The 15036-nt window shown below is 44.4% G+C and carries 17 protein-coding genes; 2 read left to right on the top strand and 15 right to left on the bottom strand.

All coding sequences use genetic code 11. The features are described 5' to 3' along the window. Positions 1-1047 (bottom strand): NADP-dependent oxidoreductase, encoded by a 1047-nt coding sequence (locus QFZ78_RS16060; RefSeq protein WP_307548992.1) that lies wholly within the window; start codon positions 1045-1047, stop codon positions 1-3. Positions 1048-1193: 146 nt separating this feature from the next. Then, positions 1194-2135 (bottom strand): zinc-binding dehydrogenase, encoded by a 942-nt coding sequence (locus QFZ78_RS16065; RefSeq protein WP_307548994.1) that lies wholly within the window; start codon positions 2133-2135, stop codon positions 1194-1196. Positions 2136-2271: 136 nt separating this feature from the next. Between QFZ78_RS16065 and QFZ78_RS16070 the strand changes: the two genes are divergently transcribed. After that, a complete protein-coding gene (locus tag QFZ78_RS16070) occupies positions 2272-3195 on the top strand; it encodes an MmyB family transcriptional regulator (RefSeq protein ID WP_307548996.1) in 924 nt (307 codons plus the stop codon). Between the two features lie 134 nt (positions 3196-3329). Here QFZ78_RS16070 and QFZ78_RS16075 read toward each other — a convergent pair whose 3' ends face one another. The 7 genes from QFZ78_RS16075 to QFZ78_RS16105 all read right to left on the bottom strand — a co-directional run bounded on the left by QFZ78_RS16075 (position 3330) and on the right by QFZ78_RS16105 (position 8756). Then, a complete protein-coding gene (locus QFZ78_RS16075; protein ID WP_307548998.1) occupies positions 3330-4508 on the bottom strand; it encodes an MFS transporter in 1179 nt (392 codons plus the stop codon). 18 nt (positions 4509-4526) lie between these two features. After that, positions 4527-4991, bottom strand: a complete 465-nt coding sequence (locus tag QFZ78_RS16080; protein ID WP_307548999.1) for a DMT family transporter — start codon at positions 4989-4991, stop codon at positions 4527-4529. An 81-nt stretch (positions 4992-5072) separates the two neighbouring features. After that, positions 5073-5771 (bottom strand): Crp/Fnr family transcriptional regulator, encoded by a 699-nt coding sequence (locus tag QFZ78_RS16085; protein ID WP_307549001.1) that lies wholly within the window; start codon positions 5769-5771, stop codon positions 5073-5075. A 54-nt stretch (positions 5772-5825) separates the two neighbouring features. Further along, positions 5826-6251, bottom strand: coding sequence for a DMT family transporter (locus QFZ78_RS16090; RefSeq protein WP_307549003.1), 426 nt, complete (start codon positions 6249-6251; stop codon positions 5826-5828). A 435-nt stretch (positions 6252-6686) separates the two neighbouring features. Then, complete coding sequence (locus tag QFZ78_RS16095; protein ID WP_307549005.1) at positions 6687-7055, bottom strand: hypothetical protein; 369 nt, start codon at positions 7053-7055, stop codon at positions 6687-6689. A 20-nt stretch (positions 7056-7075) separates the two neighbouring features. Continuing rightward, positions 7076-7996 (bottom strand): pyridoxamine 5'-phosphate oxidase family protein, encoded by a 921-nt coding sequence (locus QFZ78_RS16100; RefSeq protein ID WP_307549007.1) that lies wholly within the window; start codon positions 7994-7996, stop codon positions 7076-7078. A 148-nt stretch (positions 7997-8144) separates the two neighbouring features. Further along, positions 8145-8756, bottom strand: coding sequence for a CGNR zinc finger domain-containing protein (locus QFZ78_RS16105; protein ID WP_307549009.1), 612 nt, complete (start codon positions 8754-8756; stop codon positions 8145-8147). Between the two features lie 413 nt (positions 8757-9169). Here QFZ78_RS16105 and QFZ78_RS16110 point away from each other — a divergent pair, with 413 nt between their 5' ends. Next, positions 9170-11194 carry an ATP-binding protein gene (locus tag QFZ78_RS16110; RefSeq protein WP_307549010.1) on the top strand — a complete coding sequence of 675 codons (2025 nt, stop codon included), beginning with the start codon at positions 9170-9172 and terminating at the stop codon, positions 11192-11194. Between the two features lie 827 nt (positions 11195-12021). Here the strand turns inward: QFZ78_RS16110 and QFZ78_RS16115 are convergent. The 6 genes from QFZ78_RS16115 to QFZ78_RS16140 form a co-directional block, all read right to left on the bottom strand. Beyond that, a complete protein-coding gene (locus tag QFZ78_RS16115) occupies positions 12022-12288 on the bottom strand; it encodes a hypothetical protein (protein ID WP_307549012.1) in 267 nt (88 codons plus the stop codon). A gap of 143 nt (positions 12289-12431) precedes the next feature. Beyond that, positions 12432-12878: a GNAT family N-acetyltransferase gene (locus QFZ78_RS16120; protein ID WP_307555718.1), complete on the bottom strand. Its 447-nt coding sequence runs from the start codon at positions 12876-12878 to the stop codon at positions 12432-12434. A 237-nt stretch (positions 12879-13115) separates the two neighbouring features. Then, the gene (gene murD, locus QFZ78_RS16125) at positions 13116-14072 is read right to left on the bottom strand and encodes a UDP-N-acetylmuramoyl-L-alanine--D-glutamate ligase (RefSeq protein WP_307549014.1); all 957 of its coding nucleotides are present in this window, start codon (positions 14070-14072) and stop codon (positions 13116-13118) included. 32 nt (positions 14073-14104) lie between these two features. Beyond that, on the bottom strand, positions 14105-14302 hold the full coding sequence (locus tag QFZ78_RS16130; RefSeq protein WP_307549016.1) for an FAD-dependent oxidoreductase: 198 nt from the start codon (positions 14300-14302) through the stop codon (positions 14105-14107). Positions 14303-14353: 51 nt separating this feature from the next. Further along, positions 14354-14539 carry a hypothetical protein gene (locus tag QFZ78_RS16135; RefSeq protein WP_307549018.1) on the bottom strand — a complete coding sequence of 62 codons (186 nt, stop codon included), beginning with the start codon at positions 14537-14539 and terminating at the stop codon, positions 14354-14356. A 47-nt stretch (positions 14540-14586) separates the two neighbouring features. Beyond that, positions 14587-14937 (bottom strand): FAD-dependent oxidoreductase, encoded by a 351-nt coding sequence (locus tag QFZ78_RS16140; protein WP_307549020.1) that lies wholly within the window; start codon positions 14935-14937, stop codon positions 14587-14589. Positions 14938-15036 lie beyond the last annotated feature (99 nt).

Below are 15036 nucleotides of genomic sequence, written 5' to 3' on the forward strand. Positions count from 1 at the left end.
TTATCCTTTCGTTATTTTTGATTCGAAATTTTGCAAATTTGCGACTTTTACGATTAGTTTGCCGATATTCTCCCCATTGAATAAGTCAATTAACGCTTGGGGTGTATTTTCGAAACCTTCGATAATATGCTCAACGTTCCGCAGCTTGCCCTCCTGTAACCACTCTAATAACCTGCTTCGTGCATGCTCGAATTGTCTCTCATAATCATGCATCATAAAACCTTTCATTTGTGCGCTTCTCTTCCACATTTCAAAAGGCAGATTGAGGCTTGGAGCAACTGAACGATCGTTATACTGAGATATTTGACCACAAACGACGACTCTCGCGTATCTGTTCAGCAGTGTGATTACGTTGTTTGTAATGTTTCCGCCGACATTATCGAAATAGATGTCAACTCCGTTTGGGCAAGCCTCTTGAAGTGCTGTTGTAATATCGGCAGCCGTTTTGTAATTGACTACAGCATCAAAGCCAAGCTCATCCAGCAGAAATTGGGCCTTGCTGTCCGAGCCTGCAATACCAACGACGCGGCAGCCAAGCAACTTGGCAATTTGTCCGGCAGTTGATCCAACAGCGCCGGCTGCACCTGAAATGACGACAGTCTCACCTGCAGCCGGGTTACCGATCTCGAGCAGCCCGAAATAGGCTGTTAAGCCGCTTGTCCCCAGTAAACCAAGCACCGATGTAATCGGGGATACATTAGGCAGGATTCGCTCAACATGATTACCGTTCGATAGTACATATTCCTGCCAACCGAAGAATCCTTTGACAATATCGCCAGCCTTAAAGCTTGTTAGATTGGATTCTACTATTTCCCCGACGGCTTCTCCGCCAAATATTTCATTTAACGGACTTGGATGAATTAAGGGGGTTACTTCACTCATAAAAAAACGAAGCCATGGGTCAACGGAAAGATACAAGATGCGAATTAGCATTTCTCCTTCTCCGGGAGGTTTCAACGGTTGTTCAACAATGCTGAAGTTTGATTCGCTTGGCTCTCCCGTCGGACGTTTAATCAGCAGGATTTGACGATTTAGTTCGATTTTCATGTGATTCCCTACCCTTCGTTTTGCATGGCTTCATTATTTTTATCGGAATAATTCGCTAACCGAACTCGGTTTATCCCTAGATCCCATCCTGACGACGCTTGTTGAATAGGGCGGAATGTACGTAGAGCAGCGATTTCTCACTTATCTTACTCGTCTATATGCAGAACTGCCTTTCCGGTATACTGCCGTTCCATCAACTGGGTGGCTATCGATTGAATCTCTTTCCAGGATGCTTCCACTTCAATTCGGGGATGAAGCCTTTCGTCTGCGACCAACTGTGCAAGAAGACGCAAATCATCGGCTCCCGAATAGCGGTTTAACTCCTCCAATAGGAACAGCCCATACAAAGTAGTTCCTCCCGTATGGATTAAATCTCTAACATCAATGGAAGCGTATGGAGAGTTGGAATACCCCATCGTCACGCAGATTCCTCCGGATACCAGCTGCGAAAGAAGACCCGCCAGGATATCTCCTCCCACCGTATCTAAGATCAGGTGAAATGGCCCGAGCTGGCTTGCTGCAGAATAGGATTCTCCCACAAGCACTTCGCTCGCTCCGGCACTACGAACCAATTCAGCCTTCTTCTCCGTTCTGGCCGTTCCGACAACATATGCTCCCGCCAGTGTAGCGAGCTGATGAGCGAACAGACCGACGCCACCGGTCGACCCTGTAATCAAAACCCGCTTTTGCAGCAGAAGTCCCCCTTTACGGAGAGCATACATCGCACTCAATCCCGCAACCGGCAATGTGGCTGCTTGTGCAAATGTAACCGTTTCTGGAATTTCGCTTAACCAAGAAGTTCTGGCCGCAACCTGTTCGGCCCAGGCACCCATAGGGATCAGACCGACCACTCGACTTCCCTTTTTCGGACCGGTTCCGTCTTCCGCAGACTTCAATACAACTCCGGCAAAATCCCAACCGGGTTTTGTAGCAATTTCCCCATTTAGCGCGTCTCTTACTTCTCCGCGGTTTAGGGACACGGCTTTAACCTGAACGATTGCTTCTGATGGGGCCGGTGTCGCCATCTCTACTTCCCTAATGGTAAATCGTCCAGCAACAAGTGGGTCAGATATAATAGCACGTACCATCTCTATCTCCTCCAGATCCTTAATAAAGCTCCGGGTTTGACCGGCTTCTTATAGGGCAGTATAATATATCGATAACTTCTGACCAAGTGTAAAACTACACCTAACCTATTGGTCCTTTAGGTGAGGAGTTGGAAATATGGACGTTCAGTTGAATCTTCATTCGGAACCTAAAGTGTTAAAAATGCTTCTTGGCGAAATCGAAACGATCCGAACAAGCCGTTGGCAACAGTACCGGGAAGAATCTCATCCAATGCTGAAACGTTTTACTCAACAAGAACTAAACGACGAGGCGTATGCAACTTATAAAAATTTGCTGACTAATCGTTCGCGACGTCTGCCGAGCCGGGAAGCCGTACTTGCGATTTCCAACTATCTCGAATGTACATCCTCGGAGAGGAACAACTTGCTTCTTGCTGCCGGTTATCTTCCGGAACATCACGAACTTGAAGGGCGCTCGTTGAAACTCGCACTGGAACAGTCTCATTTGATTATGAACGCACTTCCTCTTCCGGCATTTATCGCGACCCATAAATTCGAAATCGTTGAAGCGAATAAAGCCTTCTGTCTTTTATATGAGATACCGATCGAAGAACTTCCCCCCCAGCACAGGAGTATGATCCATCTTCACTTTAATTCCGAATATCCAATCCGTTCACGTTCCACTTTTGATGCTACTGCATTTCAACTATGGGAATCGCACGCGGTATACGGTATTCAAACTTTCAAGCAGAATAATATATACTCCCGTTATGATGCCTGGTACCTCAGTTTAATCCGGCAATTTAATGAGATTAACGATTTTAAAGCGTATTGGAGCCGAAAAGCGCCAGATTCCGAAAGCGATATATCGCAATCAAAAGTCGTGATGGCCCGGATGGGTGAAGGAAACGAATGGATGCCGATTCGTCTCCGGCAAATCCATATATCCGTCAGCAGCCGCATGTATCCTCGAATCGAAGCTTTCCTACCCGAGGATGAGCCTGCTCGAAAATTGTTTACCTGGTTGGGATGTCCATTCGAAGGGATTCTTCAAGACAAGTTGAAAAGTTACATCTGTTAGCTCCAGCCATTACCAGTTGCGCGATGACATGGAGATCGTATAGGCTGCCTGTATTCTTGGCGTCGGAAAAGCTCGGGAACTGAGTCACGCCCCAGTCCAGATCGGATTTGGCCATTTTTATTGGCGTGAAGCACTTAAGAATTTTCAGTCAGTTGATTATTTTTAGAGCTTCGCTCAAACGCAAATAACATAATTGCCATTAGTAAAGCTAGAATAACAATGCTACATCCCACCCAGCTAAGGTTTAAAACAGATGAATTATTTATAACAAGACCCCCTATACCTGAACCTAATGCGAATCCCAACTGAATGAAAGATGTATTTATACTTAAGGCAATATCGGGAGATTTGGGAACTAGTGTAACTAAATATAATTGCTGTGCTGAAGACGTACCCCAAGTAGCCCCCATCCAAACCAATATAACAGCAATTAAACCCACTAAATATCCTCCGACAATAGTTAGAAAAAGTAATATAACTACCTGTAAAGATAATCCAGTATAAATCGTAAACTTGGGTCCTTTTTTGTCTGCTGTCAGCCCCCCGACCCTTGAGCCGATGAAACTACAAATACCTGCAAGAAAAAGAATGCCACTAATTTCCACCATTGCGAGGTCCGATGAAGCTTGTAAAAATGGGGTTAAATAGGTAAATATAGTCGAGTAGCCACCTATATAAAGTAACGTTATGACGACCGCCGTCACAATTCTCTTGTCTTTTAATATTGATAGTTGAATACCAATCGCTACAGGTTCTTGTTCTTTTAGAATAGGGACATTTCTATAGACTACGATAAGCGGAATGAGAGTCAATAAACCGATATATATAAATAAGGATCTCCAACCCAGTATATCGCTAAGGAATGTGCCAATCGGAACTCCGAATACAAGAGAACTACTTAGGCCCATTAAGATGATTCCAATTGCATTCCCTCTCTTTTCTTTCTCAACAAGTCGAGTAGCCACCGCCATTGCTACCACAGTAACAATCCCCCCACTTACTCCCTGTAAAACTCGTGTGAAGAGCACCATTCCATAAGAGGAGCTAAAAAAGGTCATAAAGTTGCTACATATAAAAACGGCGAGCATGGCAAGCAATATTTTTTTTCGGTCAAAATTAATGGTAAGGGCGATTACAATGGGTGCACCTATTGCTGCAGAAAGAGCAAACGAAGTCACAAGCAATCCGGCTACAGATGTAGATACAGTCAAATCTATCGCCACCATTTGAATAATACCTGTGATAATGTATTCAATCGTTCCTATTAAAAAAACGGCAAGGGCAAGCAAATAAACTACAGTTTTATTGTTCATTAGGTCTCTCCCCTGATTCTAAGTCATCTTAGTCGACTTCCGGGTTTCACGTCCACTTAATTTAAATACAAGAATACCACCGACTATGACCAGCACACCTATCAACTGGTTGAATGTAAAAGAAACCTTGTCCAGACCAAACCAGCCTAGTGAGTCCCACAATAAAGCAAACCCGAGCTGTGATATCAGAATGATAGAGACGGCATACGTAGGACCAAGCAGCCTGATCCCTTGTACCAGGCAAATTACTACTCCTATTCCGATCAAACCACTGATCCAATACCAGGGATGCATATTTTGCAAGGTAAACATATGTTTCCCTTCAAAGATTAGACCGATAGTCAGTGAAGCTACGAATCCCATACCCAACACTAAGGTGGTTGTTGCCCAAGATCCCGCACGTTCATTCACCTTACTGTTGAAAATATTTTGCAATCCAACCAGTGAACCCGCGATAAGCGCCAATATTAGACCTGAATTCATAACCTTTGCTCCCCCATTTGCTGATTATATTCCGATGCTTAATGGTATAGCATTGTTTGCCTGCTACATGAATGAATAAGTCTATTTGTAAATATTTTGACTTGCCAACGCACTTAATCCTTCTCTATCCTTAACAAGGATGAACTCTTTGTTGCGCTCAATCAGACCTTCTGTGCAGAACTTTTGGATGACCCGATTCAGATGTCTGTAGCTGGTTCCAATTAAGTGCGCTGCATCCGTTAGACTGGATGTGCTTAGTTGCCCTCTAAATAAAGAATCAGATTCATCAAAGGATACAGACAGCAGATAACTTGCCAATCTCACTTCCACCGGATACATCAAATTGAAACTCAGGGAATTGGATTTAATAAAAAACTTTTTTGTAATTATTTCCAATAAAAATTGCAGCAGCGGGGAATAATCGCTGCCGTATTTTTTCAACCAGTGCTGATGAACACCGATCATACATACAGACGATACCGCCTCAACCGTATTGATAATGTCGATACCTTGTATATATTCAATGTCCCCGATAACCTCAAGCGGTGTTTTAAAAGAGATAACAAGCGTTCTGCCTTCTGCCGAAGTGGTATAGATTTTAATCTTCCCCTTTACAAGCACGTACAGATACTTTGAAGGTTCTCCTTGGGAACAGATGAGTTCCCCTTGATCAAAGATGAATAGCGACAAATGCGGTATTAATGCTTCATTAAATGTGGATTCCAACTGATAAGCATGCAAATAACGATTCAATTGCTCACGATCTTGAATTTCTTTCATTACCCGGTTTCACCTCTATCCTTTCATCCGTCACAATCCGGAATGTTCGATCGATCAAAATTTCAGTACAATTACACCGACCATCATCATTCCGATACCGATGAACTGCGGCAGCCTCATCTTCCTCTTCACCACGCCGAACCACCCTTTACTATCGATTAAAAAAGTCAGACACAGCTGGGCAATCAGAAGAGCAGATATAGTAAAGGTAACACCGATCTGCTGAATAGCCGTGACATTACTGAAGATAATGACCGCGGCTAAGGCGCCGCCAGTTAGATATAACGGCTTCACTTGCTTAAGCCCTTGCCAATTTCCATCTCGGACGAACATCAGGATAAGTAAGGCCATCATGAATCCGGTTAACTGGGTAACCGTCGCCGCTTGCCAAGTGCCAATATCCTGACTAATCCGGGAATTGGCTACTCCTTGCAGTGTAATACAGGCTCCGCCTAAAAAAGCAAATACATTCCCTCTCATGTTTTATTTCTCCTTCATTTGGACTTATCCATTATTAAATAATAGATTCAGGTACTTGGGGAAGGACAGATGTCCTCAGCTAGCCAAAGATTGTGTTCTTCTTCCCCATGATTAAGTATGATGCAGCGAAAATTGGTCGCTTGGGTACATGGTTTCCTTCACTATGCTCGATACCCACAACAAGGTCAAATGTGTATTCGTTCAATGTGTTGATTTTGTCCGTCTGATTGTTAACCTCATAGTAAGAGCGCCTCCTTGATGATGTTGGGTTATAAACCCTTTGACAAACCCATCATACCGAGGCGCTCCTTTTTTGACAAAATGCTATTTCTTAGGCCCTACAAGAATGTTGTCAGTGTCCGCGGCTCGGGATCTGGCAGCACAAAAGCAGGCCACCGAGGCAGCCTGCTATATGTCTTATATTCGATTCTGTGCTTAAAGAATAATGGGGAAAAATCCGTCTTTTATATATTGAGCAAATGGAATATGTCCTCCGGTCTTTTCATTACCTACCAGCGAGACCCCTGCTTCTTGGATTTCCTCTTCAATATTGTGGAATCCGGAACAAGCTTGGCATCCGCCTTTAATGATCCCCGACTTCATAACTTGCTTATATAACGCGTTAAAAGGATGATCTGCCTTACTGAGTTCATTTGGCCATTCAGTCCCAGCCCCGTCAAAAAGGATTTCTACTTCAAAGCCCTCATCATGCAGCTCTTGTCCATACAATAATCCATGAACCGCTTTGCCTACATCCTGTTGATTCGCTTGAACGATAATCACATACTTGTTTGCTGTTGCCATTTTCAATTCCTCCTCAAATTTTAATTATTACGCTGCAACGTTGGATTTGCAGAGGAAAACTCTACAAAATCCCAACGGATCGGCGTGCCGTTTTCCGTATACAGAACCTCATCGATCTCAAATCGAACCAACCGTTCCGCCCCCGAGAAACAGGAAATTTCATTCTCATCCCATATGATTTGGGATCGTCCGGTTAGCTGCAGGGAGTGGCCGGTATCAAAATCAATAAATAAAAGACCGGTGCTCGGATTACTATAAATATTCCCGAGGGTATTAAACATAGAGTTGCCGAAATAATCGGGAAAAAGCAGCGTGTTTTCATCGACAACCTTTATAAATCCGGGAGCACCTCCCCGGTGGGAAGCATCAGCGTTCCCTTCCGAGCTGATACTCCCAATAAAGAACGTGTCCGCATTGCGAATCCATTCTTGTTGTTCTGGACTTACATGGTAGCTTCGATGCGCGGACATCTGAGTTCTATGGAAACCGCCACTTGGCTGCAACGATCTTTTCTGTATGTACTTCGGGCAGTTTCCATACACTTGCTCCGTTGATACCGCCAATCGTCGATCCGCATCGAATTCTCCCTTTCCGTTAATCCTCATTCGAATCCTTCTGTTGAAATCAATCGCCAGCAAGCCGATCTCAGGACTCGATAACAAATTCCCGACCAAGGGATCGCTCGTAACAGGGCTGGATGTTATGGTTAACGCTGCCTCAGACTTTACGTCGATAAACCCCGGTTCGCCAGTTAGAAACGAACTCCATACTCTTCCGTCCCAATCAACGGATGACGCTATGATGAGTGATTGCGTCCTTAGAAATGCCATCGCCCCTTTGAAAATAGTAGGAGTTATGTTCGTACCATTATGTTGTGCAACGATATCCGCACCAGCTAGCTTTTGTACAGTCAATTCTCCTGCATGGTACACGCTGCTCATTTTTTCTCACCCCCTTTTTTAACCTCCATAAAGGCTATATGGGTATTATACATTAAACATTTTAACTTGCAAACATTAATTTTGGGTATTAATAAAAACAACGCAAAAATGAGCCTTAGAAATAATTCTAAGACTCATCTACGCTTACTTATTGATTTCGACGCCTTTCCAGGAAAGCCGCCACCTTCATTCGGTTGCCGCACGTTTTTTGGCTGCACCATCGGCGGGTGTTGTTTTTGCTGTTGTCATAAAAGTGAAGCACACAATCCGGATTCTCGCACTTCTTTACGAGATGAAGATCGTAATGACTGAAAAAATCGATTGCCGCCTCTGCAATGGGGATGAGAAGATCGATCGGCTTTTGGATCTTAACATGTCTTTCACTAGTAAATCGGCTATCCTTTCTAACCAGCCTAGTTGTAATGACCTGATCCGTAAGAAGGCTATTAATGCGCTCCATATCTTCCTCTGAAGCCTTGTCCTCTTCCTTGCATTTTTGAATCATGGCCAACAAACTGCTTCTGAGCGCTCTGGCAGCCGTCACGACCGGTTCTCCTTCTCCGCCACTCCCCCATCGTTGTTCATATTCCTCCATTTCTTTTTTACTAAGAAGATCCGCTTTGGACAACCAGCCCATCACATCCGAAAACTTCTCCAGTAAATCTACAGGCTTTCCATCAACCGCAATTTTCGTATTTGTAAAGTCCAAGACCGTATGGTTGCCAATAAAATAAAAGGCAGGGGCAATTTTTTTAGGCATGTTAAACTCCTTACTCCGCAACATCTTAAGCAGATTTACACTGCTCTTCTCCAGAACACAGGAAAAAGTACGACCTTATCCGAGGCTAATGCCTTGAGATCATTATACACCGCGGAAGAGGCAGATACACGTGTTGGTTGCCCTTCTGTTAACAAATCTGGACGACTGAGAGGTGACCTAATGAAAAAAAACGCTCGCAGAATTGTTTTTTTGGTGATACAAAAAAAGGATTAATGGCGGTTGGTTGTGGTATCGACATCTTCAGCTTTAATAAGGAATGTTTAAGTAATGAAGCTTCCGCAAAACCTCGTTGTATGGTTTACTCTGCTCATGTTCACTCTACGCAAACATTTTGTCGAATGGATGGGATTAATGGTATAATTTTGTAAACTATTATCGAAAGAGGGCATTCTATGCGATTGCATTTCAAACTAGACTCTCGCACAATACTAATTACAATTGTCATATATATGTTAGCTTTTTATGCTTGGAATTTCTCCGTTCCCCTGTCTTCCCGCTTGTGGTCGGTCGGTTGCAATTTGTTCTCGACAATTGGATCGTTAACCGCAGCCATTTGGCTGGCCATGGGCAGCCGCACCTACGAACCGACAGAAAGACGCTTCTGGCTTATTGTGACGTTCAGTGCATTCTGTTATTTTTGCGGTGACGCAACTTGGTTCGCGATTCAAGTAGTGCTCTCAAGTGAGGTCCCGTCTCCCGGTTTGCCCGACGTTCTTTATTTGCTGTGTACGTTGTCTTACATAATTGCGTTTATTCTAAAGATCCTGAAGCGGAAATTAAAGTTTAGTTTGGACCCGATGTTTGATATCGCAATCATTATGGCGGTAGCCATAAGCATGAGTTGGGAATTCATTGTTAAGCCTATTTTCTTACTGGGCGGAGGCGCTATTACGTCATCTATACTCGTCTCCCTCGTCTACATTACAAGCGACTTAGTTCTTCTTCTCGGTGCTCTCTGTTTGTATTGGGTGATAGAAAATGTTCATAGCAAGAAATCAATGCTTTGTTTTATTTTTGGAATGATTCTCCAAATTACCGCGGACTCGGTTTATTATTCTCCTTTTGCAAACTCAAACGGGTGGATTTACGCGATCGTCGATCCTCTTTACACACTCTCCCTTTTTCTTATCGCGTTCGGGGGCTATCTTAGCCGCAAACCAGGAACCAAGAACAGAACACCAGAAAATCGTCAGGTCTATAATGGAGCGATCCGCCTGGCGCTGCCTTATGTGATGATCATAATTCTGCTTGTTACCTTGTTCCTTCAACAGGAACAAGTCAGCATCGTCATGTGGGGATTCGCTACGTCCATTGTTCTGATTATTCTCCGGCAGTTCAGCAGCTATCGGGACAAGCTGAAGAACGCATCAGAAGAATTGCGTAGCACCCGCAATTACTTAGACTCCTTCGTGAACCATACGTCTGATGCCATTCATGTGGAGGATCTAAACGGAAAAGTATTACAAATGAACAGCGCCTTCGAAAAAATGTATGGCTGGAGCGCAGATGAAATATTGGGCAAGCCTCTGTCGAACATTCCGGACCAGCTTGAACAAGAATACGAGAAAATACTAAGGTCAATCTACCAACATGAATCTATTACAGATTACGAAACGGTCCGGTATACCAAAAGCGGACATCACATTGATGTCAGTATCACGATCTCTCCGATCCGAGACGACAAAGATGAGGTCGTCGCTATTGCTTCGATTACGCGGAACATCACAGCCCGCAAACAATCGGAAGAAGCTCTGCTTCAGTCGGAAAAACTTTCCGCAATCGGCCAGTTGGCCGCTGGTGTCGCCCATGAAATCCGCAATCCGTTAACAACACTCAAAGGGTTCGTCCAGCTTCAGCAGAAAGGCATTTCTGTAAAAGAAGACAACTTGAAGGTAATGCTCTCTGAATTGGACAGGATTAACTTAATCGTCAGCGAATTTCTCTTCTTGGCCAAACCGCAGGCAAGCAACTTTCAAACGGTGGATATCAAGGCAATCTTGGAGGATATCGGGGTATTTTTGCAGCCTCAGGCTATTTTACATAACATACTATTCACAATGACCTTCCCAGCAGAACTGCCACCCGTTTATGGGGAAATGAATCAACTGAAGCAAGTCTTCATCAATGTACTCAAAAACGCAATGGAAGCAATGCCAAGTGGCGGTACTGTAAGGATTGAACTGTTAACTGAGACACCCAAGCATAACATCGTGCGGATCATCGATCACGGATGCGGCATCCCACAGGAAGCGCTAAATCGTCTTGGCGATCCTTTCTTTACGAGCAAAGAGAACGGAACAGGCCTCGGTCTCATGGTCAGCAAACGAATAATCACCAACCATAAAGGAACAATTTCGTTCGAAAGTAAACCTGGACAAGGCTCAACTGTCGATATTCGTTTGCCCACAGCGCACTAACGTGCGGTTGTTTGATTTCTTTCTCATGCCGACAGCAAACTCTACTATAAAAAAATTTAATCAGAACAGTACTACGACTATTGATCACTGCCGTTCAAAATAACTTATCTTATGTATTGTAAAAACCAGTCCCTCAAAAGGGACTGGTTTTGCTGCCTATATTCAATCGTTCTCTTTTTGTTGAAGAATAGGTTTTATATTAATAACCCCAAATCAACTGATGTCTCTATTCGTACATCACCTATAAAGAAATGTGATGCGTTATTAGGTGAAACAGCATCTGGAGCAATGCTTCCAAGTAATAATGCTGTTCTATCTCTGGAATGTGGATTGGAGAGGTTTACCACATTAACCTGCCCGTTAGCTTAATCAAGCAAGTCAATCTAAAACTTTATTTTCTGAGAGCCATATTACCCTTATTGTTTCAAAATATTAGGAAAAGGGTAAACATACGATAAGTGGGAAGTGGTATTGAAAAACAGCGAAAAACGGAATTCAATTTTAGTTTTCGAAAGGTTGTTGATTCACCATGAAAACACGAAGAAGGATAAAAAGATCGAGATTTCTGCTTCGATACTTTTTGAGTAAGACTTAGCATTAGAAGTGTATTTTTGAAATAAACCGCTTCCCACTATAAGAGGACTCTGCGATATAATTCGCGGGATCCTCGCTTTTATGATGTTATCAATCAATTTTCTCCTTTGTTATTACGCTACCCTGCCAGCTAGCTTAATAAAATGAGCAGGCCACCGCAGTGCCTGCTCATCTAATGTGTGTTATTCAACTAACGTTTCCGTTAGCGTAACAAATGAATAAGAGCAAATATTTTATTCGTAGTTTGGTATTTTCTCGCATGAAGCCGAATGTAGGTCTTCTATTGCTACTTTTAGAGCATTAGTTTCTGTATCAAATAAGGATTTATAATGAGATACAATTCCCCAATAACCTTCTTCATCCAAAATTTCTCGAATGTCTTGGTCATGAGTAAACCACATATATATTTTACTTTCATACAATCCATCTTTTTCTCTTTTTATAATCACCGCTTTATAGTTTCTGCTTGGGGAATAAACTTCCCTAATGATACCGTCCATTGTTCCATCCCCAACTTTAAATAATATTAATTCCATATTAAATCATTTGTGCAATGGCGTTAATCCCCTAAACCACTCGTAGAAAAGAGCAGCCACACGGCAGCCCTTTCGATATTCTGATTCAACTATCGTTTTTCGTTAGTTCAATAGTGATCTGTTAAATCGCTACTGACTGAAATAATACATTCAAAGCGTTCAACACCTGGATACTTTTCTCCTAGGCTTGTAATCGTAAAACCAATTTTTTTATAGAAACCAACAGCATTTCTATCAGTTTCTGCCTTTATTCTTGAGATTTTTTTGGTTTTTATAAACTCATGTATCATTTCACTACCTATACCCTTGCCGCGATAGTTGGGTTTAATCGCAATATGTTTTAGTTCTACTTCGTCATTTAATTCGTATACGATTCCGATTAATCCTACTAGCTCGTCATTAAATAAAACTCCTAAAAGTTCCCTTGAGTTATCTTTTAAGTATTTGTTCAGTTCATTAGAAATTCTTTCTTCATCAGGCCACATGCACTCCGCCAGTAGATGCTTCACTTCGCTTAAGTCTTTATAGTCCTTTAAATTAATCAAGGGAAGCACCATCCTTATTTGATCACTATAGGTGTTATATTTCTTGAACATTGTTGAGTTATCCTGCCCTTTATTATAAATAAAGGCAGCCGACCAAAATATGATGATCGACTACCTTCACTTCTTTTGAACTATCAGTTATCCGTTAGCGTAATGAATAAATTCAATCTGTTCCTCTTAAGAACTATCTATAAATGAAAATACATCAGGGCAATCAGCTTTTCCCGGCAAACGCCCATGTCTTGTTCAATTCAATCCTTTCCCTCCGACCGACCGGTGCAGCGACCCGACCAGGTCTACAAAGTGACGCCCGCGCTCTTCAAAGTTACGATATTGGTCAAACGCAGTGCATGCAGGACTCAGCAGCACAGTGTCGCCCGGTACGGCCAGCTTGTGCGCCTGCGCCACTGCTTCGGCCAGGCCTTCGCAGCGGATAATAGGCGGGCAACACGGCACTCTGCGCGCCTCTGCCTCGATTTGACTGGCAGCTTCTCCGATCAACAGCAGCACTTTGACATGATCAGGCAGAAGCCTAGCCATCTCGTCAAACGGTACTTTCTTATCTCGCCCGCCGGCGATCAGCAGCACTCGGCCCACATGCGCATGCAGCGTGGCGACGGTACGGGCGCGGCTGGAGCCGATTGAATTGTTGTAATAATGCACGCCGCCCACAGTTGCTACCCACTGGTTTCGGTGCTCCACTCCGACGAAGTTGCGCACCGTCTCCAGGATTGCCTCATCAGACACGGTCCCCCGCACGGCGGTCATGGCAGCCATAACGTTCTCCACGTTATACCAACCCGGCAAACGAATATCACTGATGGATAATAGACCGTCGATTATGCCATCGTGGACAGTGTGCACGCCGAAATACTTGGTCCGTCCCCGCCCGCGCAGTTCGGCGGTCGCCGGATTGTCACCGTTTAGGACGGCAAAGTCGTTAGCACTCTGAAAATCCAGCAGGCGGCGCTTGGCGGCGGTATATTCATCCATGTCGCGGTGCCAGTCGAGGTGATTGGGCGAGAGGTTGGTAATCACCGCCACATGGGGAGAGCGCGTCAAGTCCATCAGCTGGAAGCTGGACAGCTCGACCGCACACGCATCCAGCGGCGACATCTCGCCTGCGCGCGTCAGAAGTGGCGTGCCAATGTTGCCGCCCAGATGAACCGTACGCCCCCCGTCAGCCAGCATGTCTGCAATCAACGACGTGGTGGTGGTCTTACCGTCCGAACCGGTCACGCCGAAAATAGGACAAGGACACAGCGCATGCCAAGATCGAAGATTGCCCCGTTTTTTTTGACAGATATTGCTCGACCACCAAGTTGGCTGTCCTTCTCGAAAAGTACAACAGACTTCCCTGCCCTAGCCAAGTCAATTGCTGCCACTAATCCTGCAATGCCTCCACCAATGATTGCCGTATCAAATTGTTTCACTATTCGTACCCTCCATCTCTGTTTGTCTTTCATAAACTATGGGGCGATTTCCTAACGAAAACTACTGGCCCAATCCCATGCCAGGTTCTTGATTTTCCATGCAAGCTTTCCCGTTATGATGATATCAAGACCCCATTTGCGTACCCACATCAACCCGCGATTTTGCCCAAGGCCGATGGCGAAGGTATCCATCACCGATTTGTGAACCGGCGCGGAACGGCACTCCAGATCGGCCATCACGATTTTCCCCAGTCTTAACGCCTTCGGCCCGGCTTCTTTGCACGTCATCTGATCGCCTTGCCGGTACTCGGATCGACGATTCTCGCACAGTCACCAATGCTGTATACGCCCGACATCCCTTGAACGCGATAACATTCATCCACCAGTACTTGACCTTCGGGAGTAAGCGGCAAGCCCATGCTGCGAAGGGCTGGATTCGGTATCAGGCCAATCGTCCATATACATAGGTGGGCTGCCAGACGATCGCCATTGCTAAGCGTAACCCCTCCTGCTTCCTCCCGTATCGCCTTACGATTGTGAAGCACTGTCACTCCACATTCGCTGAGCACCTGATCCAACTTCCGGCCAACATTCTCCGGCCCTTCTGGAAACAGCCGTTCCTGCGCATTGAGCAAATAAACGCACTACTGCTGCCCCAGATCTTATTTGTACTAACGTTACCCGTTAGCCATCCATGCCCTGCCAGGCACCATAGATAATGAAAATTTCCAGTC

This window comes from Paenibacillus sp. V4I5, assembly GCF_030817255.1.
Lineage (GTDB): Bacteria > Bacillota > Bacilli > Paenibacillales > NBRC-103111 > Paenibacillus_E.

Coding starts and splice junctions, on each gene's coding strand:
- QFZ78_RS16060 (WP_307548992.1), bottom strand. CDS start 1,047: ATGAAAATCGAACTAAATCGTCAAATCCTGCTGATTAAACGTCCGACG.
- QFZ78_RS16065 (WP_307548994.1), bottom strand. CDS start 2,135: ATGGTACGTGCTATTATATCTGACCCACTTGTTGCTGGACGATTTACC.
- QFZ78_RS16070 (WP_307548996.1), top strand. CDS start 2,272: ATGGACGTTCAGTTGAATCTTCATTCGGAACCTAAAGTGTTAAAAATG.
- QFZ78_RS16075 (WP_307548998.1), bottom strand. CDS start 4,508: ATGAACAATAAAACTGTAGTTTATTTGCTTGCCCTTGCCGTTTTTTTA.
- QFZ78_RS16080 (WP_307548999.1), bottom strand. CDS start 4,991: ATGAATTCAGGTCTAATATTGGCGCTTATCGCGGGTTCACTGGTTGGA.
- QFZ78_RS16085 (WP_307549001.1), bottom strand. CDS start 5,771: ATGAAAGAAATTCAAGATCGTGAGCAATTGAATCGTTATTTGCATGCT.
- QFZ78_RS16090 (WP_307549003.1), bottom strand. CDS start 6,251: ATGAGAGGGAATGTATTTGCTTTTTTAGGCGGAGCCTGTATTACACTG.
- QFZ78_RS16095 (WP_307549005.1), bottom strand. CDS start 7,055: ATGGCAACAGCAAACAAGTATGTGATTATCGTTCAAGCGAATCAACAG.
- QFZ78_RS16100 (WP_307549007.1), bottom strand. CDS start 7,996: ATGAGCAGCGTGTACCATGCAGGAGAATTGACTGTACAAAAGCTAGCT.
- QFZ78_RS16105 (WP_307549009.1), bottom strand. CDS start 8,756: ATGCCTAAAAAAATTGCCCCTGCCTTTTATTTTATTGGCAACCATACG.
- QFZ78_RS16110 (WP_307549010.1), top strand. CDS start 9,170: ATGCGATTGCATTTCAAACTAGACTCTCGCACAATACTAATTACAATT.
- QFZ78_RS16115 (WP_307549012.1), bottom strand. CDS start 12,288: ATGGACGGTATCATTAGGGAAGTTTATTCCCCAAGCAGAAACTATAAA.
- QFZ78_RS16135 (WP_307549018.1), bottom strand. CDS start 14,539: ATGGCCGATCTGGAGTGCCGTTCCGCGCCGGTTCACAAATCGGTGATG.